The following is an 18686-nucleotide window of genomic DNA, read 5'->3' as shown; positions in this document are numbered from 1 at the left end:
CGCGATTCGGTGCGCCGCCGGCGGACAGCCGATTCGCGACGATTTCGCCTGCCTACCATGGCGCCCAGAACGGGCCGAGGGGGGCGCAACATGCAAAGAAAAAGAATCGCGCGAGCGGCGCGAACGCGGGGCTTCTCACTCGTCGAAGCGCTGATCTGCCTTGCCGTCATGACGATGGCGACCACGGTCGCCATGCCCAACGTGGCCAGGTGGTTGCGCGACTGGCAAAGCAGCCGGGCCGGCCAGGCGCTTCGCGAAAGCCTCGACCTGGCCCGTGTCCATGCGCTGCGGACCTCGGCCCGTGCCACCCTCTGCGTCAGTGCCGACGGCATCGGCTGCCTCGCCTCCACCGATTGGAGCGCCGGCTGGATCGTCTTTTCCGATCGGGACGGCAACGGCCTGCGCGGCAGCGACGAGCCGCTCCTGCACGTGCAGCCTCGCTTGCCGGGACTGACGCGCATCGCCGCGGCGAGTGGCAGCACGCAGCGGCTCGTGTTCCTGCCCAACGGCTTGCTGAACAGCACGCCAACGAGCCTGGCGATCACCTCTGCCCATCCGGAGGTGCCGGTACGCAGGCTCGTGCTCAATCGGATCGGCCGGGCCAGGCTGGTCACGGGCGCGTGATGGCGGCGTCGACGCTCCTCTGCCGCGAGGAGCGAGGCTTTTCGCTCCTCGAGGTGCTGGTCGCGCTGGTCCTGCTAGCAGGTGCGGCCCTTGGCGGTGCGCAGTTGGCCGCACGCACCTACCAGCAACTGCACGTCACGCAGCAGCGCGCGGCGGCCTTGCTGATCGCGCAGGACCACGCCGAGCGCGCACGCATGAATCCGAGGGGTGTCCTGGAAGGGCGCTACGCGCTCGCGCTCGACCAAGTGCCAGTCGCCGCAGGCGCGCCTGTGGCAGACCTTGCCGATGATGCCGACGCGGCCCGAAGGGTCGCCGCCCAGGACCAGCGAAGCCTGCTGGCGGCATCAGCCGCACAGTTGCCGCAGGCTCGCGCACAGGTGAAGACCTCATCCGATGGCAGCGTCCAGATCCTGCAGGTCTGGCTGGTGTGGTGGAGCCCTGCCGCGTCGTACAACGAAGGCCTGGGCGCCGCGAACCAGGCCGATTGCCCGGCGGAGTTGGGCAACCCGGCACCCGAGCAGGTCTGTCTGTTCCAGCGCTTTGCCCTGTGACGCCCACCCAAGCGCGCCGACGAACCCGGCAATCGGGCCTCAGCCTGGTCGAGTTGCTGCTGTCCTCCGCCATCGGGCTCGCACTGGTGCTGTTGGCGGTCCAGGTCTACGTGAGCACCGGACAGCCCGTTCGCCGCACCGCGGCGCAAGTGCAGTTGCACACCGACGGCGCCATGACGTTGAATCTGCTCGCGCAGCAGTTGCGGCTTGCCGGCCTGTCGGAGCTCGACGCTCAGGGCACTGCGCATTTCCAGGGCCCTTCGGTGCGAGGCTGCGCCAGCGCCTTCGCCGACACCGCCGCCGCCTTCGACGCACTGGCCTGCAAAGCGTCCACGGGCGACGTCCGCCCGCATGCCTTCGCGATCCGGCACCAGGCAGATGCGCACGTCACGGTCCCCGTCAACAGCGACCAGCCCTCCAACTGCGTGCTCGAAGGCATCGCGGCCTGGGCGACCTCCAGCGCCGACAGCACGGTGCGCTACCCCCTCGCCGACCAGCGCTACTTCATCGAGCCGGACGAAGACGGCATTCCCACGCTGTACTGCCGCGGCATGCGTGATGCCGGCACGATGGGCAGCAAGCAGGCCATCGCGAGCCAGGTCGAGGACATGCGGGTCCTGTACGCCGTGACGCGGCTTCCGGAGCCCGGCGATCCGCAGCCGGGGCAGATCACCGCCTATGTGCGGGCGGACGACCCTGCTCTGGCCGGCGCGGCCGACCGGTGGCGCCGGGTCATCGGCATGAGCCTGTGCATCGTGGTGCGCAGTGCATCGACCGTGAACACGCTGCAGCAGAGCCCCGAACCCTACGTCGATTGCGACGGCCAGACGCAGCCCTCCACCGACGGGCGGCTACGACGCAGCTTTCGCACCACCGTCTTCTTTCACGCCCTGCGGCCCTCACTCGACGCCGCAGGGGCACGCCCATGACCGCTTGCCGGCCGGGCCTCCGGCCTGCCCGCCGCCCGGGCCAGCGAGGCCAGGCCCTCGTGGTCCTGCTGCTACTGCTGCCCGTGCTGACGGCCGCGGCCGTCCTGGCGGTGCGCGGCGCCATCGTCTCTGCGCGCCAGTTGCAGGCGCAGCTGACCGCAACCCAAGCCCAGGAAGCGGCGGGCTTCGCACTGCGACAGTGCGAAGCGCTGGTCATGGCGCCGGTGCTCGACGAGAGAGCGGCCCCGCAGCCGACGCCCCTCTCCGCCGCCCAGGCAGAACAGATCTGGAACCGGCTGTCCTCCTGGCGCGTCGGCGCGGCGGGTTTGCGCACGACGAGCATTGCCGGCCCAGGCGGCCGTCTGCTGGGGCAGGGCCAGTGCCTGTCCCAGCGGCTTTCGGACGGCGCAGGAGGTCTGCGCTTCGTGGTGACGGCGCGCGGCCTCTCGGGCGACGCGCAGGTGTCGGCCCAGACCGGCATCCTGGTCGAAGGCGCCGAAGCCTGGCAGCAATCCGTGCTGCGCAAGGCACCCGACCCGTGCCCAGGGTCGACGACGCCCCCGGCCCCGACCTGTACACCAGAAGGATGGACCCGCCGCTGGCGAGTCCTCATCACCCCACCGTCGACCACCAACTGATGCGCGCCTGCGTCTCGTCCCATCCCGCTGCCGGCTTCACGCTGCTCGAATTGCTGGTGGTCCTGGCCATGGCCACGCTGCTGACGGTGATGGCGCTGCCTGCCTACCAGGATCATGTGCGGCGCACCCATCGCGCCGCCGCGCAGCTGACCTTGATGGAGGCGGAACACCACCTGCATCGCTACCACACCGCTCGCCTGAGCTTCGTCGGTGCGACGCTGCCGGACGCCCTGAGCCGCGTGCCCATCACCGGTCCCGCCGTCTATCGCGTGACACTGTCGCTGGACGCGGGCCAGCCTCAACGGTTCACTCTCACCGCGACACCTGTCGGGACCATGTCGAACGACCGCTGCGGCACCCTGTCCGTCGATCAGACCGGCCGCCGCACGATCAGCAACAATGCCGCGGACACCCTGCCGAGCGACTGCTTCAAAGCCTCATGAGCGACCTCCCCGTCCTGCCGCCCCTGCCCGACCACGACCTCACCTGGATGGGCCGGGCCCTGGAACTGGCCCGGGGTGCCATCGGCCTGTCCGATCCCAACCCCCGTGTCGGCTGCGTGATCGTGGCCGATGACGGCACGGTACTGGGACAGGGCCACACCCAGCAGGCCGGCGGCCCGCATGCCGAAGTGATGGCGCTGCGCGACGCCCAGGCGCGCGGCAATGCCGTCGACGGCGCCACCGCTTACGTGACGCTCGAACCCTGCAGCCACCACGGCCGCACCCCGCCCTGCTGCGACGCGCTGGTGGCGGCCGGCGTGGGCCGCGTCGTGGCGGCGCTGCAGGACCCGAACCCCCAGGTGGCCGGACGCGGCATGGCCCGCCTGCGCGCGGCCGGCATCGATGCCGACCTGCTCGACACCACCAGCCAGCCGGCGGTGGGCGCGCGCGCCCTCAACATCGGCTTCTTCAGCCGAATGGTGCGCAAACGACCCTGGGTGCGCCTGAAGACTGCGGCCTCGCTGGATGGCAAGACCGCGCTGCCCGACGGCACCAGCAAATGGATCACCGGCGAGGCCGCCCGCGCCGACGGTCACCGCTGGCGGGCCCGCGCCGCCGCCCTGCTCACCGGTGCCGGCACCGTGCTCGACGATGACCCCCGGCTTGACGTGCGCGGCGTGACCATCGCGCGCCAGCCCACGCTGGTGGTGGTGGACAGCCGCCTGCAGACCCCGCTCGACGCCCGGCTCTTCGCGGCCGAGCGGCCGGTCTGGTTCTACGCGGCAGCGCCGGACGACGTGCGGGCCGACGCGCTGCAGGCCCGCGGCGCCCATCTCACGCGCATGGCCGACGCCCAGGGCAAGGTGGACCTCGCGGCCATGCTGGACGACCTGGCCCGACGCGAAATCAACGAACTGCACGTGGAAGCCGGCCACAAGCTCGCCGGCTCCCTGCTGCGCGACGGGCTGGTCGATGAACTGCTGGTCTACCTCGCACCCAGACTCATTGGCCAGGGCCTCGACATGTTCCACCGTCCCACGGCGATCAGCCCGCTGGTTACCTTGGCGGAGGCACCAGCCTGGGTCTTCCACGACGTCCAACGCATCGGCGAAGACCTGCGGATCCTGGCACGCCCAGCCGCCCGCGACACCTTTTGACCCGCCGAGCGGCCTGCGCCGCGCCAGTCTGCGAAAATGGCGGGCTATGTTCACCGGCATCATCACCGGCATGGGGCGCATCGCCGCCGTCCATGACCTCGGAAGCTCCTCTCTTCACGGCAAGCGGCTGGACATCGAGGCGCCTGCCGGCTATCTGGAGGACGTCGGCCTCGGCGACAGCATCGCCCTCAACGGCGCCTGCATGACCGTCACGACGCTCGATCCGGCCGCCTCGCGCTTCACCATCGACATCTCTGCCGAATCGCTCGACAAGACTGCCGGCCTCGGCGAGGCGGGCACCGCCCTCAACCTCGAAAAAGCCCTGCGCCCGCAAGACCGCCTCGGCGGCCACATCGTCTCGGGCCACGTGGACGGCATCGGCCGCGTCAGCCGCTTCGAATCGCAGGGCGAGAGCTGGAACCTGCGCATCCTGGCCCCCGCCGCGCTCGGCCGCTTCATGGCCTACAAGGGCTCGGTCACGGTCAACGGCGTGAGCCTCACGGTCAACACCGTCCTGGACCATGCCGAGGGCTGCGAGATCGGCATCAACCTCATCCCCCACACCGTCGAGCACACCACGCTGGGCCTGCTCAAGGCCGGCAGCCAGGTCAACCTGGAGATCGACACCGTGGCCCGTTACGTGGAGCGCATGCTGCAGGCCGGCACCGCAGTCTCCGGCCTTCCCTCCCTCGCACCATGAGCGCTTCCATCAGTTCCCTGCCCGCCGCGGCCGTCACGCCCGCGCCCATCTCGCCGGTCGAGGAGATCGTCGAGGAGATCCGCGCCGGCCGCATGGTCATCCTCGTCGACGAGGAAGACCGGGAGAACGAAGGCGACATCGTCATCGCCGCCGACCACATCACGCCCGAAAGCATCAACTTCATGGCCCGCCATGCGCGCGGCCTGATCTGCCTGACGCTGTCTCGCGAGATGTGCGAGCGCCTGAACCTGCCACCCATGGTGGCGCGCAATGGCGCCAAGCATTCCACCGCCTTCACCGTCTCCATCGAGGCGGCCGAGGGCGTGACCACCGGCATCTCCGCCGCCGACCGGGCGCGCACCGTGCAGGCCGCCGTGGCGGCCGACGCCCGCGCCAGCGACCTGGTGCAGCCGGGCCACATCTTCCCTTTGCAGGCCGTGGACGGCGGCGTGCTCATGCGCGCCGGCCATACCGAAGCCGGTTCCGATCTCGCTCGCATGGCCGGTTGCTCGCCGGCTTCGGTCATCTGCGAGGTGATGAACGACGACGGCACCATGGCCCGCCTGCCCGACCTGCAGCGCTTCGCCGCCGAGCACGGCCTGAAGATCGGCACCATCGCCGCGCTGATCGAATACCGCAGCCGCCACGAGTCGCTGGTGCAGCGCGTGGGCAGCCGCGAGGTGCAGACGGCGCACGGCCCCTTCCAGCTGCATGCCTTCCGCGACCAGCCCAGCGGCGGCTTCCACCTGGCCCTGGTGCATGGCGAATGGCAGCCCGACGAGCCGGTGCCGGTGCGGGTGCACGAGCCGCTGTCGGTGCTCGACCTGATCGAGTTGCACCGGCCGATGCACACCTGGAGCCTCGACGCCGCGCTTGCCCACATCGCCGGTGCCGGCAAGGGTGTGGCGGTGCTGCTGAACTGCGGCGAAAGCGCCAGCGACCTGCTGGCCCAGTTCGAAGGCACGGCACGCCCCGCCCAGGCACCCGAGCGGGGCCGCATGGACCTGCGCAGCTATGGTGTGGGCGTGCAGATCCTGCGCGAATGCGGCATCCAGAAGATGCTGCTGATGGGCAAGCCCCGCCGCATGCCCAGCCTCGTGGCCGGCTACGGCGTCGAGATCGCCGGCTACGTGACCAAATGACCCGGAGCGGCCACGGCCGCTCTTACCCCTAAAAAAAGAATCCTCATGCTCAACGCCAACAAGGGAGCGGCCGGCCCGCTCGACGGACGCGGCCTTCGCATCGGCATCGTCCAGGCCCGCTTCAACGAAGACATCACCAACGCGCTGGCCGAGGCCTGCCTGACCGAGCTGGCCCGGCTGAACGTGCAACCCGCCGACATCGAGCACGTGCTCGTACCCGGCGCGCTGGAGGTGCCGCTGGCCCTGCAGGCCATGGCGCAGCGCGGCGGCTTCGATGCGCTGGTGGCGCTGGGCTGCATCATCCGCGGCGAGACCTACCACTTCGAGCTGGTGGCCAATGAGTCCGGCGCCGGCGTCACCCGCGTGGGCCTGGACCATCGCCTGCCCATCGCCAATGCCATCCTCACCACCGAGGACCTGCCGCAGGCCGTCGCCCGCCAGACCGACAAGGGCCGCGATGCGGCGACCGTGGCGGTGGAAATGGCACGGCTCGTGCAACGCATCGGAGCCCCGGCATGAGCACCACTGCATCCCCAGGCGACGAGCCGATGACGGGCACCGAGTTGCCGCCCGAAGGCGAAAGCCGCCCCGTGGCGGCGGCAGGCGGCGCCAAGGCCGGCACCAAATCCAACGGCGTGCGCAAGGCGTCGGCCAAATCGGCTCGCACCCGGGCCAGAGAATTCGCCGTGCAGGCGCTCTACCAGCACCTGGTCGGGCGCAACGACGCGGCCGCCATCGATTCCTTCACCCGTGACCTGTCGGGCTTCCACAAGGCCGACTCGGTGCATTACGACGCGTTGCTGCACGGATGCGTGAACGAGGCCCCCGAGCTGGACGCGCTGATCGTGCCGCTGCTGGACCGCAAGCTCGAAGAGATCTCGCCCATCGAGCACGCCGTGATGTGGATCGGCGCCTACGAATTCCGCCACTGTCCGGACGTGCCCTGGCGCGTGGTCATCAACGAATGCATCGAACTCGCCAAGGAGTTCGGAGGCACCGACGGCCACAAGTACGTCAATGGCGTGCTGGGCGGCCTGGCGCCGCAGCTGCGCGCGCCCGAGGTCGAGGCCGATCGCGCAGCGGGCAAGGCCCGATGAGCGTGTCAGCGCCTCTTCGCATCGCCCGCCGGGCCGAGCGCATCGAGCCCTTCTTCGTGATGGAGGTGGCCAAGGCCGCCAGTGCACTGGCGCGCGAGGCCGCCGCCGGCAGCCAGCCGATGCTCTACCTGAACATCGGCGAGCCGGACTTCACAGCGCCGCCACTGGTGCAGGAAGCCGCCGCCCGGGCCGTCTCGGCCGGCCGCACGCAATACACGCCCGCCGTGGGCATCGACGCGCTGCGCGAGCGCATCAGCGGCTGGTATGCCCAGCGCTTCGGCCTCGACGTGCCGGCGCGCCGCATCGTGGTCACGGCCGGCGCCTCGGCCGCGCTGCAGCTGGCCTGCCTGGCGCTGATCGAGGCTGGCGACGAGATCCTCATGCCGGATCCGAGCTATCCCTGCAACCGGCATTTCGTCAGCGCCGCCGAGGGCCGTGCGGTGCTGCTGCCGACCACGGCGGAAGGCCGCTTCCAGCTCACGGCCGAGCAGGTGAAGGGCGCGTGGAACGAACGCACGCGCGGTGTGTTGCTGGCCTCGCCGTCGAACCCCACCGGCACCTCGATCCCGCTGGACGAGCTCCGCCGCATCCACGAAGTGGTCAAGGCCCACGATGGCATCACGCTGGTGGACGAGATCTACCTGGGCCTGAGCTACGGCGCTGCGCTGGGCGATGCCGCCGAGGCCGATGCGCGCTTCGGCCACAGCGCGCTCGCATTCGACGACAACGTCATCAGCATCAACAGCTTCAGCAAGTACTTCAGCATGACGGGCTGGCGTCTGGGCTGGCTGGTGGTGCCCGAGGCGCTGGTGCCGGTGGTCGAGCGGCTGGCGCAGAACCTGTTCATCTGCGCCAGCGCCATTGCCCAGCAGGCGGCCCTGGCCTGCTTCGAGCCCGAAAGCATTGCCGAGTACGAACGCCGCCGGGCCGAGTTCAAGGCCCGCCGCGACTGGTTCATCCCGCAGCTCGACGCGCTGGGTCTGCCGGTGCCGGTCGTGCCCGATGGCGCGTTCTACGCCTGGGCCGACTGCACCGCGTTCGCACGCCATCTCGGCATCTCCGGCCCCGACACGAGCTGGAACCTCACCTTCGAGCTGATGAAGCGGGCGCACGTCACCGTGGCACCGGGCCGCGACTTCGGCACCGACCAGACCGGCCGGTTCATCCGTTTTTCCACTGCCAACGCTTTGCCACAGCTCGAAGAGGCGGTCGCCCGCCTGCGCGCCCTCGTCCGATGAACCGCTTCACCCACGACATCCGCGTCTACTGGGAAGACACCGACGCGGGTGGGATCGTCTTCTACGCCAACTACCTCAAGTACATGGAGCGCGCCCGCACCGAGTGGCTGCGCGCCATGGGCGTCCAACAGCAGATGCTGCGCGACGAGACGGGCGGCATGTTCGTCGTCACCGAAACCCAGGTCCGCTATCAGCGGCCCGCGCGGCTGGACGACCTGCTGTGTGTCTCCGCCGAGCTCAAGCACATGGGTCAGGCGTCCATCGTGCTCACGCAGCAGGTCGTGATGGCGGCGGACCCCGCCCACAAGCTGGCCGAAGGCACCATCCGCATCGGCTGGGTCGAGGCAAACACGCTGCGACCCCTGCGCATGCCGGCCACGTTGCTGGGAACCCTCGAACGCCATCGCGCTCCATCCAACGCATAACCACACCGAAGAACATGAACCAGGATCTGTCGATCGTTTCCCTCATCCTGCAGGCGAGCTTCGTCGTGCAGCTCGTGATGGCGCTGCTGGTCTGCGTCTCGGTGGCCAGCTGGGCCGCCATCATCCGCAAGTTCTTCGCCCTGAGACGCATGCGTGCGCTCAACGACGCGTTCGAGCGCGAGTTCTGGTCGGGCTCCAGCCTGAACGAGCTCTACGCCGCTGCCGCGCAGAACGCCAAGCTGGCCGGCCCCATGGAACGCATCTTCGCCTCGGGCATGCGCGAGTACCAGAAGCTGCGCGAGCGCCGCATCGGTGATGCCAACACACTGCTGGACGGCACCCGCCGCGCCATGCGCGCGAGCTACCAGCGCGAGATGGATGCGGCCGAGTCCAACCTGTCCTTCCTCGCGACCGTCGGTTCCGTCAGTCCCTACGTGGGCCTTTTCGGCACGGTGTGGGGCATCATGCATGCCTTCACGGGCCTGTCGACCATGACGCAGGTGACCCTGTCGACCGTGGCGCCCGGCATTGCCGAAGCGCTGGTGGCCACGGCCATCGGTCTGTTCGCTGCCATCCCTGCGGTGGTGGGCTACAACCGCTTCGCCCGCGACATCGACAAGGTCTCGATCGCGCTGGAGACCTTCACGGAAGAGTTCTCCAACATCCTGCAGCGCAACCTGTCCACCGCGCCCGCCACCGCCGCCACCGCGGCCGGTCATTGAACCGACAGGAGAGCCAAGCATGCCCGCCGTCGCTTCCCGCGGCCGAGGTCGCCGCACGATCAACGAGATCAACATGGTCCCGTTCATCGATGTGATGCTCGTGCTGCTGATCATCTTCATGGTCACGGCGCCGCTGATCACGCCCAGCGTCATCAACCTGCCCACGGTCGACAAGGCCAACCGCCAGCCCGACAAGCCGCTGGAGGTCACGATCAAGAGCGACGACCTGATCGAGTTCAAGAAGGATCCGAGCTCCGGCTCGTCCGGTCTGCAGGTGCCCATGAACCAGATCGGTCAGGCCGTAAAGGCTGCACAGAACGGCGACGACCAGCGTCCGGTCGTCATCAGCGCCGACAAGTCGGTGAAGTACGAGACCGTCGTCAAGGCCATGAACCAGCTCAAACGCGCCGGCATCGAACGCGTGGGCCTGTCGGTGCAGGCCACCGGCAGCGGCCGCTGAGCGGCCTCGCGCGAGGACCCCGATCCGATGTCCCTGGCCTCCGAACGCTCAGAGTTCAATCCCCCCCCGCAGCGCGGCACCGCGCGGGCCGTGGTACTGGCGCTGATCGCGCATGCCCTGCTGATCGCAGCGCTGACCTGGGGCGTGCGCTGGAAGCGCGAGGGCGACGACGAGCCGGTCGAGGCCGAAATCTGGTCGGCCACCGTGCAGCAGGCACGGCAGAACGTCACCCCCACGCCACCACCGCCCCCTGCCCCGGCACCCACGCCCGCGCCGCCGCCACCACCGCCGCCTCCGCCGCCCCCAGCCCCTGCGGTGGCGCCGACGCCGCCGCCCCCCAAGGCACCGGACATCGCCCTGGAGCGCGAACGCAAGCAGCGCGAGCAACAGGCCCAGCGCGAGGAAGAGCAGCGCCAGGCTGAGAAGAAGCGCCAGCAGGAGGCTCAGCGCAAGGCCGAGCAGGACCGCAAAGAACAGGAAGCCCGCAAGCGCGAGCAGGAAGAAGACCGCCGCCAGAAGGAACAGCAGCGTCTGGCCGATCAGAAAAAGCAGGAGCAGGCCGAGAAGGCAGCCGCCGACAAGGCGGCGGCACAAAAGGCTGCAGCAGCCGAAAAGGCGGCTGCCGACAAGCGCGCCAAGGAAGCGGCCGCGGCCCGCGCCGCCGCGCTGGAGAAGGAGCGGCAGGACAACATCCGCCGCATGCTCGGCCAGGCCAACGGCGGTGCCGACCAGTCGAGCGGGCCGCGCTCGGGCAAGGGCAATGGCAGCGGCGGTGTGTCCGCCGGCTACCTGGGCCGCGTGGCCGCGCTGATCAAGCGCAATGTGGTCTTCGACCCCAACTCGGTGCCAGGCAACCCGGCCGTCGAGATCCAGATCCAGACCTCGCCCGACGGCACCATCGTCGGCACGCCGCGTATCACGAAGTCCAGCGGCAACCCGTCCTGGGACGACGCCGCGGTGCGCGCCGTTCAACGTGCCGAGGTCATGCCCCGGGACACGGATGGACGGGTGCCCTCGCCCTTCCCCATCATCGTGATGCGCCCCAAGGACTTCTGAGTCCGCGCGCTCGCCTGTTCAGCGGCGAGCGCGGCGCGACGGCTTGGCTGTCGCCGCTTCCTCCCGCTCCCAGGCCCTTTCCTGCCGCAGCCATTCGCGCAGCGCGCCGGGCGCTTCCAGGGCTTGCAGCACTTGCCGCAACCCCTTCTGTGCCGCAACGAGCGATTGCTTGCGCGCGCGCAGGTCAGCCTCGAAGCTGGCTGCCGTGAGGGTGGGATGCGAGGGCAGTCCGAACGCTGTCGCCAGTCGCTGCTGCTCGGCCCGCCATTGCGACTGCAGGTCGGCCAGCTGGCTTTCGAGCAGGCGGTTGTAGCGGGCGACGGCCTCGTCGTTCGTCAGCGCGAGCCGCTTCGATTCGGCAGTGGCCAGCGCCTGCTGGATCTCCAGCAGTTCGAGCAGTTGGCCCGCCTGGTAGGCGCGGTTGATCCGTTGCATGAGTGCGGTCTTGCGCTCGCGCTCCGCAGGGTCGGGCTCGCGGTCGGGATGCAGCTGGCTGGCCAGGCGGCGGTAGACCTCGCGCAGCGGCACGGCCGTGTCGCGCGCCTCGGCCTGTGCCACACGCTCCCTGGCCTGGCGCGTGCGGCGGGCCCGGTGAGCGGCGCGGGCGGCCTCGGCCTGCTCGGCGGCGGCACGGGCCTGGGCTTCGGCGCGGTCGGCGAGCGTGGCGGGGTCGTCGTCGGGCGGGGCGCCGGCGTCTGCCGTTGCGGCAACCCCGTCGTCGGACGGGCGCGCGCGGCGGTCGGGCTCCACATCATCTGACCAGCCCTCGTCTGCCTCAGGCGCGTAGTAGGCCCGCAAGCGCTGCATCGCCGCGCGCCGCGTCGCGTCCCCGGTCTCTTCGAGTTCGCCCGCCAGTTGCGCGATCAGTCCATGCAGCCGCATGCGCTCGGGATGCGACAGGCGCTCGCCGCCGGAGGCAAGCGCATCGAGGCGCTCGACCAGTTCCGCCCTCAGCGCGTCGTAGGCCTCGTGCAGTGGCGCCACGTCGCGCGCGTACTGCACGCCCAAGCGCTCCGACAGCGCCTGCCACTCCGCCAGCCGCGCGCGTGCGGCCTCGATGTCGGCCAGCAGCTGCGCGAAGGCCGCACGCGGCGAGGCGTCCGGCGCGGCCTCGGGTCTCGCCAGGTCCTGCCGACGTGCGACGTCTCCGCCCGCCATCAGCGCCGGTCCGCCAGGCGGTCGGTCTCGCGGATCAGCGCGTCGAGGATGCCGGGCTCGGAATAGGCATGCCCCGCGCCTTCGATCAGATGGAAGTTTGCGTCCGGCCAGGCCTGGTGCAGCGACCAGGCGTAGCGCATCGGGCAGGGCATGTCGTAGCGGCCATGGACGATGGCACCGGGAATGCCCTTCAGCCGGTGCGCATCGCGCAGCAACTGGCCTTCCTCCAGCCAGGCGCCGTGCACGAAGTAGTGGTTCTCGATGCGCGCGAAGGCCAGGGCGAAATGCGGGTCTCTGAAAGGTTCGCTGAAGGCGGCGTCGGGCAGCAGCGTGATGGTCTCGCCCTCCCAGATCGTCCAGGCCTGCGCACAGGCCAGTTTGGCGGCCTCGTCATCGCCGGTCAGACGGCGGCGGTAGGCCGCGATCATGTCGTGCCGCTCACCGGGCGGAATAGGTGCCTGGAAGCCTTTCCACTTGTCCGGGAACATCTCGGAGACGCCGAACTGGTAGTACCACTGCAGCTCGGGCCGCGTGACGGTGTAGACGCCGCGCAGCACCAGCGCACTCACCCGCTGCGGATGGGTCTCGGCATAGGCCAGCGCCAGCGTCGAGCCCCAGGAACCCCCGAAGACCTGCCAGCGCGGCACGCCGGCGATCTCCTCGCGCAACCGTTCGATGTCGGCGACCAGGTGCCAGGTGGTGTTGGCCGCGAGGCTGGCATGCGGCGTCGATTGGCCGCAGCCGCGCTGGTCGAAGAGCAGCACGTCGTAGCGCGCCGGATCGAAGAGCTGGCGATGCGCGGGCGAGATGCCCCCACCCGGCCCGCCATGCAGGAAGACCACCGGCGTGGCACCGGGCGTGCCGCAGCGCTCCCAGTAGATGTGGTGGCCGTCGCCCACGTCGAGCATGCCCGTGGCGTAGGGTTCGAGGGCCGGATACAGCGTGCGCAATGCAGTGCCCATGGTGGATGCGTTCAGGCCGATTCGTAGACGATCGCCGCCTGCCCTGCCTCGGCCTGCGCCATCCAGCTGGCGAGCGCCGCATCCACCGGGAAGAAGCGCGCCGATTCGCCCAGCTGCAGTTCGACCTGCGCCCCCCCGCGCTTGAGTGCGAGCCGCACCGGTAGCCCGCGGTGCACATCGCCCTTCTCCGTCGCCTCCACCCGCGCCGGATGGTCGCGCACGATGCGGGCGATGTCCGGCAGCTTGCCGTTGACGGCCACGCGCAGGTACTTGCCGAAGCGGCAGCGGGCGGTGGCCAGGTCCCACACCTGCTGCACGTTGAAGCGCGGCTCGAAGCCGCCGCGGCCCGGCTGCAGGCGGCCGCTGACGATCACCAGTTCGTCTTCCTTGAGCAGGTTGCGCGCCGCGTCCAGCACGGCCTCGTCGGCCACGGCCTCGATGGTGGCGGTCTTGTCGTCGAGCGCGAAGATGGCCAAGCGTCCGCGCTGGCCGCTGATGACGCGCAGGCCGCTGACGATGCCGGCGATCATCTGTGGCTCGCGGCTGTCGATCAGCTCGTCGATCTGCCGGCGCGCGAACTGGCGCACCTCGCGCGAGACTTCGTCGAACAGGTGGCCCGACAGGTAGAAGCCGATGGCGGTCTTCTCGTGCGTCAGCCGTTCCTTCACGCCCCAGGGCGTGACCTCGGCCAGCGGCGGCGCCTCGGTGCTGCAGCCGGGGCCGTCGTCCATCATGTCGAACAGGCCGCCCTGGTTGGCGTTGGCCTCCTGCGCGGCGGCGTAGTCGAAGGCACGGTCCAGCGAGGCCACCAGCGCCGCGCGGTCCGCGTGCAGCGTGTCGAAGGCACCGGCCTTGATCAGGGCCTCGACGGTGCGCTTGTTCATGCGCTGGCGGTCCACCCGGGCGCAGAAGTCGAACAGGCTCTGGAAGGGGCCGCCCTCCTCGCGCGCGCGGACGATGGCCTCGATGGCCAGCTGGCCGGTGCCCTTGACGGCGCCCAGGCCGTAGCGGATCACCTTGTCGCTCACCGGCTCGAAGCGGTAGCGGCCGCGGTTGACGTCCGGCGGCTCGAAGCTGATGCCGAAGTTCTTGACCGCGTCCTCGAACAGCACCTTCAGCTTGTCGGTGTTGTCCATTTCGACCGTCATGTTGGCGCAGTAGAACTCGGCGGTGAAGTGGACCTTGAGCCAGCCCGTGTGGTACGCCAGCAGCGAGTAGGCGGCCGCGTGCGACTTGTTGAAGCCGTAGCCCGCGAACTTCTCCATCAAGTCGAATATCTCGTCGGCCTTCTCCTGCGGAATGCCGTGGGTGGCGAGGGCACCGGCGCGGAACTTCTCGCGGTGCTCGGCCATTTCCTCGGCCTTCTTCTTGCCCATGGCCCGGCGCAGCAGGTCGGCGCCGCCGAGCGAGTAACCGCCCAGGATCTGCGCCGTCTGCATCACCTGCTCCTGGTAGACCATGATCCCGTAGGTCTCGGAGAGCATCTCGGCCACGGCAGGGTGCGGGTACTCCACTTCTTCGCGGCCATGCTTGCGGGCCACGAAGCTGGGGATCAGGTCCATCGGGCCCGGGCGGTACAGCGCGTTCAGGGCGATCAGGTCTTCCAGCCGCGTCGGCCGCGCATCGCGCAGCATGCCCTGCATGCCGCGGGATTCGAACTGGAACACGGCCTCGGTCTTGCCCTCCTGGAACAGCCGGTAGGTGGGCTTGTCGTCCAGAGGGATGTTCTCGTAGGCGAAATCCTCCCGGCCCTTGTGCCGCTGCACGATGAACTCGCGCGCGATCTCCAGGATGGTCAGCGTGGCCAGCCCCAGAAAGTCGAACTTGACCAGGCCGATGGCCTCCACGTCGTCCTTGTCGTACTGGCTCACGGCCGATTCGCTGCCCGGCTGCTGGTAGAGCGGGCAGAAGTCGGTGAGCTTGCCCGGCGCGATCAGCACGCCGCCGGCATGCATGCCGATGTTGCGCGTCATGCCTTCAAGCTTCTGCGCCATCTCGACGACGGTCTTGACCTCTTCTTCCTTCTCGATGCGATCGGCCAGCTGCGGCTCGGCGGCGATGGCGTACTTCTCCTTGTCGGCCTCGGAGAGGTCCTTGGGCGGGTACTGCAGCGTGACCGGCTTGCCCGGCTTGTTGGGAATGAGCTTGCTGATGCCGTCGCAGAAGTTGTAGCTCATGTCCATCACGCGGCCCACGTCGCGGATGGCGGCGCGGGCGGCCATGGTGCCGAAGGTGGCGATCTGGCTCACCGCATTGCGGCCGTACTTCTGCTTGACGTACTCGATGACGCGGTCGCGGTTGCCCTGGCAGAAGTCGATATCGAAGTCGGGCATGGACACCCGCTCCGGATTCAGGAAGCGCTCGAACAGCAGGTTGTATTCGAGGGGGTCCAGGTCGGTGATCTTCAGCGCATAGGCCACCAGCGAGCCGGCACCCGAGCCCCGGCCGGGGCCCACCGGGCAGCCGTTGTTCTTGGCCCAGTTGATGAAGTCGCCCACGATCAAGAAGTAGCCCGGAAAGCCCATCTTGAGGATGGTGCCGATCTCGAACTCCAGCCGCTCGACGTAGCGCGGGCGCTGCTTGTCGCGCTTGGCCACGTCGGGGTACAGGTGCACCAGGCGCTCTTCGAGGCCCTCGAAGGAGGCCAGGCGGAAGAATTCCTCCATGGGCACGCCGCCTGGCGTCGGAAAGTCCGGCAGCTGCGGCTTGCCGAGCACCAGCGTCAGGTTGCAGCGGCGGGCGATCTCCACCGTGTTGGCGATGGCGCTGGGGATGTCGTCGAAGAGCGCGCACATCTGCTCGGCACTCTTGAAGTACTGCTCGCGGGTGAAGCGCCGCACGCGACGCTGGTTGCCCAGGATCTCGCCTTCGGAGATGCAAACGCGGGCCTCGTGGGCCTCGAATTCGTCGGGCTCCAGGAACTGCACCGGATGCGTGGCGACCACCGGCAGCGACAGCCGCGCGGCAAGCTTGACGGCGGCCACGACATGCGGCTCGTCCTCGGGCCGGCCGGCGCGCTGCAGCTCCAGGTAGAAGCGGTGCGGGAACAGGCCCGCCAGCCGCAGCGCCACTTCGCGCGCGCGCTCGTCGTTGCCGGCGGCCAGCGGCGTGCCCAGCGGGCCGGCCTGCGCGCCAGACAGCAGGATCAGCCCGCCATTGAGCTCCTCCAGCCAGGCCCACTTGGCCTTGGCCTGGCCTTCGCCGCGGCCGACGTTCTGGGTCCAGCCGCGGGCCAGCAGCTCGCACAGGTTGAGGTAGCCCTCACGGCTTTGCACCAGCAGCACGACGCGCGAAGGCGGCGCGTCGGCATCCAGGCCTTCCATGGCCACTTCGCAGCCCAGGAGCGGCTTGACGCCCTTGCCGCGGGCCTGCTTGTAGAACTTGACGCCTCCGAAGAGGTTGTTGAGGTCGGTGATGGCCAGGGCGGGCTGGCCGTCCTTGGCCGCAGCCTTGACGACTTCGTCGATGCGGGTGGTGCCGTCGACGACGGAGAACTCGGTGTGCAGGCGCAGATGAACGAACATTCCCTCCATTGTAAAAAGCCCCCCGGTCGGCAAGGTCGCCAGTGATCGGAGCAGCCTCGGACTGCGTAAGGCCAGGGTAGCCGCACTCCACCCGCTTCCCGCAGCGCCACCCATGACCGAACCTCGAGGCTTCAAGGGCAACAAGGCCGCCCTGCCCGCCAAGCCCTGCGCCGTCTGCGGCCGACCGATGACCTGGCGGAAGGCCTGGGCCCGCAACTGGGACGCCGTGCGCTATTGCTCCGAGGCCTGCCGGCGCCGCCGCGCGGAGGCGCCGAAGTGAAGTTGCGCCATCTGGTGCTGGTGCTCGGCGACCAGCTCGACCTGGAGGCCAGCGGCTTCGACGGTTTCGATCCCGCGCAGGATGCGGTCTGGATGGCCGAAGTGGACGACGAGGCCAGCCATGTCTGGTCGATCCAGCCCCGCATCGCCATCTTTCTGGCCGCCATGCGGCATTTCGCCCATGCACTGGTGGAAGCCGGTCGCACGGTGCACTACACCCGACTGGACGGAGAAGGCAATCGCGGCAGCCTGGCCGCCGAGCTGGAACTGGCCATCCGCACGCATCGGCCGCAGGGCCTGGTGATGACCGCGCCCGGCGAGCACCGGGTGCTCGAGGCGCTCCAGGCCGTGGCCGCCGCCGAGGGCGTGCCGCTGCAGATTCGGGAGGACCGAAATTTCTTCTGCACCGTGCGCGAATTCGCCGCCCATGCGCGCGGTCGGCGCCAGTTGCGCATGGAGTTCTTCTACCGCGAACAGCGCCGGCGCCATGGCGTGCTGATGGACGGCGAGGAGCCTGTCGGCGGCCAATGGAACTACGACGCCGACAACCGTGCGGCGTTCGGCAAGCAGGGGCCTGGCCTGGTGCCGGAAGCACCGGCCTTCCGCCCCGACGCGCTCACCCGGAGCGTCCTCGACATGGTGGCCGAAAGGTTTGCCGACCGGCCCGGAAACCTGGCGAACTTCGCCTGGCCCGTCACCCGCGCCCAGGCCCTGGAAGCCCTGGACGACTTCGTGCGCCACCGTCTGGCCGACTTCGGGCATTGGCAGGACGCCATGTGGCCGGGCGAGCCCTGGCTGTGGCATTCGCGGCTGTCTGCCGCCATGAACCTCAAGCTGCTGCACCCGCGGGAGGTCGTGGCGGCCGCGGAAAAGGCCTACCGCGCCGGGCACGTGCCGCTCGCCAGCGCCGAGGGCTTCATCCGCCAGATCCTGGGCTGGCGCGAATACGTGCGCGGCATCTACTGGACGCGCATGCCGCGTTACCTGGAACTCAACGCCCTCGATGCGCAGGAGACCCTGCCCGCCTTCTACTGGACAGGTGAGACGCCCATGGCCTGCCTGGCCGACGCCATCGGCCAGACGCTCGAACACGGCTATGCGCACCACATCCAGCGGTTGATGATCACCGGCCTCTACGCGCTCCTCTTCGGCGTGGAGCCCCGACAGGTGCATGCGTGGTACCTGGCCGTCTACGTGGACGCCGTGGAATGGGTGGAGTTGCCCAACACCCTGGGCATGAGCCAGTTCGGCGATGGCGGCCTGATGGGCAGCAAGCCCTACGTCGCCACCGGCCGCTACATCGAGCGCATGAGCGCCGGCAGCCTGTGCGGGCGCTGCCGGTTCAAGCCGGCCGAGCGGCTGGGCGACGACGCCTGCCCGTTCACCACGCTGTACTGGGACTTCCTGGCCCGGCACGAAGAACGCCTGTCCGCCAACCCGCGCATGACGATGCAGCTGCGCAACCTGCAGCGCCTGGATGCACACGAGCGCCAGCGCATCGCCGAGCGCTCGGCCGCGATCCGGCGCGGCGAGATCGCGGGCTGACGCCACCACACTGCCCCGGTCCTCTGCAATCTCTCC

At 69.5% G+C, this 18686-nt stretch carries 20 protein-coding genes; 17 read left to right on the top strand and 3 right to left on the bottom strand.

Annotated elements, in window-relative coordinates:
• Nucleotides 1-57 precede the first annotated feature (57 nt).
• Genes BXA03_RS04700 through tolA form a run of 15 tightly spaced genes read left to right on the top strand, consistent with a single transcriptional unit; the run spans nt 58 to nt 11182 of the window.
• Complete coding sequence (locus BXA03_RS04700) at nt 58-624, top strand: GspH/FimT family pseudopilin (protein WP_083715881.1); 567 nt, start codon at nt 58-60, stop codon at nt 622-624.
• Nucleotides 624-1175 carry a prepilin-type N-terminal cleavage/methylation domain-containing protein gene (locus BXA03_RS04695; protein WP_076504397.1) on the top strand — a complete coding sequence of 184 codons (552 nt, stop codon included), beginning with the start codon at nt 624-626 and terminating at the stop codon, nt 1173-1175. The genes BXA03_RS04700 and BXA03_RS04695 overlap by 1 nt, the downstream gene beginning before the upstream one ends.
• On the top strand, nt 1172-2104 hold the full coding sequence (locus tag BXA03_RS04690; protein ID WP_143476207.1) for a PilW family protein: 933 nt from the start codon (nt 1172-1174) through the stop codon (nt 2102-2104). The genes BXA03_RS04695 and BXA03_RS04690 overlap by 4 nt, the downstream gene beginning before the upstream one ends.
• A 59-nt stretch (nt 2105-2163) precedes the next feature.
• The gene (locus tag BXA03_RS26500; RefSeq protein WP_076504391.1) at nt 2164-2742 is read left to right on the top strand and encodes a hypothetical protein; all 579 of its coding nucleotides are present in this window, start codon (nt 2164-2166) and stop codon (nt 2740-2742) included.
• Complete coding sequence (locus BXA03_RS04680) at nt 2691-3185, top strand: type IV pilin protein (RefSeq protein ID WP_083715879.1); 495 nt, start codon at nt 2691-2693, stop codon at nt 3183-3185. The genes BXA03_RS26500 and BXA03_RS04680 overlap by 52 nt, the downstream gene beginning before the upstream one ends.
• A complete protein-coding gene (gene ribD, locus BXA03_RS04675) occupies nt 3182-4342 on the top strand; it encodes a bifunctional diaminohydroxyphosphoribosylaminopyrimidine deaminase/5-amino-6-(5-phosphoribosylamino)uracil reductase RibD (RefSeq protein ID WP_076504384.1) in 1161 nt (386 codons plus the stop codon). Before BXA03_RS04680 ends, ribD begins: the two co-directional genes overlap by 4 nt.
• Nucleotides 4343-4388: 46 nt before the next feature.
• Complete coding sequence (locus BXA03_RS04670; RefSeq protein WP_076504381.1) at nt 4389-5042, top strand: riboflavin synthase; 654 nt, start codon at nt 4389-4391, stop codon at nt 5040-5042.
• Nucleotides 5039-6184, top strand: a complete 1146-nt coding sequence (gene ribBA, locus BXA03_RS04665) for a bifunctional 3,4-dihydroxy-2-butanone-4-phosphate synthase/GTP cyclohydrolase II (RefSeq protein ID WP_076504378.1) — start codon at nt 5039-5041, stop codon at nt 6182-6184. Before BXA03_RS04670 ends, ribBA begins: the two co-directional genes overlap by 4 nt.
• A gap of 45 nt (nt 6185-6229) precedes the next feature.
• Complete coding sequence (gene ribH, locus BXA03_RS04660) at nt 6230-6703, top strand: 6,7-dimethyl-8-ribityllumazine synthase (protein WP_076504375.1); 474 nt, start codon at nt 6230-6232, stop codon at nt 6701-6703.
• Nucleotides 6700-7281 (top strand): transcription antitermination factor NusB, encoded by a 582-nt coding sequence (gene nusB / locus BXA03_RS04655; protein ID WP_076504372.1) that lies wholly within the window; start codon nt 6700-6702, stop codon nt 7279-7281. The genes ribH and nusB overlap by 4 nt, the downstream gene beginning before the upstream one ends.
• A 59-nt stretch (nt 7282-7340) precedes the next feature.
• Nucleotides 7341-8519 carry a pyridoxal phosphate-dependent aminotransferase gene (locus BXA03_RS04650; RefSeq protein WP_234983603.1) on the top strand — a complete coding sequence of 393 codons (1179 nt, stop codon included), beginning with the start codon at nt 7341-7343 and terminating at the stop codon, nt 8517-8519.
• Entirely contained in the window at nt 8516-8944 is a 429-nt protein-coding gene (ybgC, locus tag BXA03_RS04645) for a tol-pal system-associated acyl-CoA thioesterase (RefSeq protein WP_076504367.1), read from the top strand. The genes BXA03_RS04650 and ybgC overlap by 4 nt, the downstream gene beginning before the upstream one ends.
• A 14-nt stretch (nt 8945-8958) precedes the next feature.
• Complete coding sequence (gene tolQ, locus BXA03_RS04640; RefSeq protein ID WP_076504365.1) at nt 8959-9666, top strand: protein TolQ; 708 nt, start codon at nt 8959-8961, stop codon at nt 9664-9666.
• A gap of 19 nt (nt 9667-9685) precedes the next feature.
• The gene (locus BXA03_RS04635) at nt 9686-10126 is read left to right on the top strand and encodes an ExbD/TolR family protein (RefSeq protein WP_076504364.1); all 441 of its coding nucleotides are present in this window, start codon (nt 9686-9688) and stop codon (nt 10124-10126) included.
• A gap of 27 nt (nt 10127-10153) precedes the next feature.
• Nucleotides 10154-11182 carry a cell envelope integrity protein TolA gene (gene tolA / locus BXA03_RS04630; RefSeq protein WP_076504363.1) on the top strand — a complete coding sequence of 343 codons (1029 nt, stop codon included), beginning with the start codon at nt 10154-10156 and terminating at the stop codon, nt 11180-11182.
• An 18-nt stretch (nt 11183-11200) separates the two neighbouring features.
• Here the strand turns inward: tolA and BXA03_RS04625 are convergent, their stop codons facing one another.
• From BXA03_RS04625 to dnaE, 3 genes are read right to left on the bottom strand one after another with little or no spacing between them, the layout of a single operon-like run.
• Entirely contained in the window at nt 11201-12340 is a 1140-nt protein-coding gene (locus tag BXA03_RS04625) for a J domain-containing protein (protein WP_076504362.1), read from the bottom strand.
• A complete protein-coding gene (gene pip, locus BXA03_RS04620; protein WP_076504361.1) occupies nt 12340-13302 on the bottom strand; it encodes a prolyl aminopeptidase in 963 nt (320 codons plus the stop codon). The genes BXA03_RS04625 and pip overlap by 1 nt, the downstream gene beginning before the upstream one ends.
• 11 nt (nt 13303-13313) lie before the next feature.
• The gene (gene dnaE, locus BXA03_RS04615) at nt 13314-16826 is read right to left on the bottom strand and encodes a DNA polymerase III subunit alpha (RefSeq protein ID WP_076504360.1); all 3513 of its coding nucleotides are present in this window, start codon (nt 16824-16826) and stop codon (nt 13314-13316) included.
• A gap of 112 nt (nt 16827-16938) precedes the next feature.
• Here dnaE and BXA03_RS04610 point away from each other — a divergent pair, with 112 nt between their 5' ends.
• Both BXA03_RS04610 and BXA03_RS04605 read left to right on the top strand, forming a co-directional pair.
• Complete coding sequence (locus tag BXA03_RS04610) at nt 16939-17106, top strand: DUF2256 domain-containing protein (RefSeq protein ID WP_076504359.1); 168 nt, start codon at nt 16939-16941, stop codon at nt 17104-17106.
• Nucleotides 17107-17108: 2 nt separating this feature from the next.
• Nucleotides 17109-18650, top strand: coding sequence for a cryptochrome/photolyase family protein (locus BXA03_RS04605; RefSeq protein WP_076504859.1), 1542 nt, complete (start codon nt 17109-17111; stop codon nt 18648-18650).
• Nucleotides 18651-18686: the final 36 nt, after the last annotated feature.

This window comes from Pseudacidovorax sp. RU35E, assembly GCF_900156165.1.
GTDB lineage: Bacteria > Pseudomonadota > Gammaproteobacteria > Burkholderiales > Burkholderiaceae_C > Xenophilus.
This window is presented reverse-complemented; position numbering and strand designations above follow the sequence as displayed.

Coding starts and splice junctions, on each gene's coding strand:
- BXA03_RS04700 (WP_083715881.1), top strand. CDS start 58: ATGGCGCCCAGAACGGGCCGAGGGGGGCGCAACATGCAAAGAAAAAGA.
- BXA03_RS04695 (WP_076504397.1), top strand. CDS start 624: ATGGCGGCGTCGACGCTCCTCTGCCGCGAGGAGCGAGGCTTTTCGCTC.
- BXA03_RS04680 (WP_083715879.1), top strand. CDS start 2,691: ATGGACCCGCCGCTGGCGAGTCCTCATCACCCCACCGTCGACCACCAA.
- ribD (WP_076504384.1), top strand. CDS start 3,182: ATGAGCGACCTCCCCGTCCTGCCGCCCCTGCCCGACCACGACCTCACC.
- BXA03_RS04670 (WP_076504381.1), top strand. CDS start 4,389: ATGTTCACCGGCATCATCACCGGCATGGGGCGCATCGCCGCCGTCCAT.
- ribBA (WP_076504378.1), top strand. CDS start 5,039: ATGAGCGCTTCCATCAGTTCCCTGCCCGCCGCGGCCGTCACGCCCGCG.
- ribH (WP_076504375.1), top strand. CDS start 6,230: ATGCTCAACGCCAACAAGGGAGCGGCCGGCCCGCTCGACGGACGCGGC.
- nusB (WP_076504372.1), top strand. CDS start 6,700: ATGAGCACCACTGCATCCCCAGGCGACGAGCCGATGACGGGCACCGAG.
- BXA03_RS04650 (WP_234983603.1), top strand. CDS start 7,341: ATGGAGGTGGCCAAGGCCGCCAGTGCACTGGCGCGCGAGGCCGCCGCC.
- ybgC (WP_076504367.1), top strand. CDS start 8,516: ATGAACCGCTTCACCCACGACATCCGCGTCTACTGGGAAGACACCGAC.
- tolQ (WP_076504365.1), top strand. CDS start 8,959: ATGAACCAGGATCTGTCGATCGTTTCCCTCATCCTGCAGGCGAGCTTC.
- BXA03_RS04635 (WP_076504364.1), top strand. CDS start 9,686: ATGCCCGCCGTCGCTTCCCGCGGCCGAGGTCGCCGCACGATCAACGAG.
- tolA (WP_076504363.1), top strand. CDS start 10,154: ATGTCCCTGGCCTCCGAACGCTCAGAGTTCAATCCCCCCCCGCAGCGC.
- BXA03_RS04625 (WP_076504362.1), bottom strand. CDS start 12,340: ATGGCGGGCGGAGACGTCGCACGTCGGCAGGACCTGGCGAGACCCGAG.
- pip (WP_076504361.1), bottom strand. CDS start 13,302: ATGGGCACTGCATTGCGCACGCTGTATCCGGCCCTCGAACCCTACGCC.
- dnaE (WP_076504360.1), bottom strand. CDS start 16,826: ATGTTCGTTCATCTGCGCCTGCACACCGAGTTCTCCGTCGTCGACGGC.
- BXA03_RS04610 (WP_076504359.1), top strand. CDS start 16,939: ATGACCGAACCTCGAGGCTTCAAGGGCAACAAGGCCGCCCTGCCCGCC.